Origin of the sequence: Mycolicibacterium arseniciresistens, assembly GCF_030519285.1 — a bacterium.
GTDB classification, from domain to species: domain Bacteria; phylum Actinomycetota; class Actinomycetes; order Mycobacteriales; family Mycobacteriaceae; genus Mycobacterium; species Mycobacterium arseniciresistens.
Map to the genome: position 1 here is coordinate 1 of NZ_JAUMSQ010000579.1, position 532 is coordinate 532.

At 75.4% G+C, this 532-nt stretch carries 1 protein-coding gene; it reads right to left on the minus strand.

The window, feature by feature from the left end:
• Nucleotides 1-128: 128 nt before the first annotated feature.
• On the minus strand, nt 129-532 hold a 404-nt coding region (locus Q2100_RS31605), incomplete at its 5' end, for a type II secretion system F family protein (RefSeq protein WP_407667737.1).

Here is a 532-nt window from a genome sequence, read left to right on the forward strand (position 1 = left end):
ATCGGTCTCGGTGGCCGGCGAGGAGCGGCGCCGTGTCATGGGCGGCGCGGCCAAGCCCGCGCGGGCGCGCACCCGCAGTGGATCGGCGGCGATCAACACGGCGACCGCCAGCAGTATCGCCGCCCAGCTCACGCGACGACCCCCGCGGTGATGCGGTCCGACCACAGCAGACCCGCGCAGCCCAGCGAGACCCCGATCACCAGCAGCCAGCCACCCGGCCCACCGGACAGCAGGAAGCGGACGGGCTCGGCGCCGATGAGCTGGCCGAGGCCGATGCCGAGCATGGGCAGACAGGCGAGCATCGTCGCGGTGGTGCGTGCGCCCGCCATCCCCGCGTTCACCCGCGCCGAGAACCGCTGCCGCTCAGCGACATCGCGCTGCGCCGCCCGCATCAGGGTGGCGATGGCCAGACCGTGTGTCTGCGCCAGCCGCCAGCTCACCGCGACCCGGTCCCAGTGTCCCGGCAGGGACGACTCGCCTCCGACGCTGTGCAGTCCGGCCGCCACGTCGGCGCCGAGGCGGGCCCGGGCCG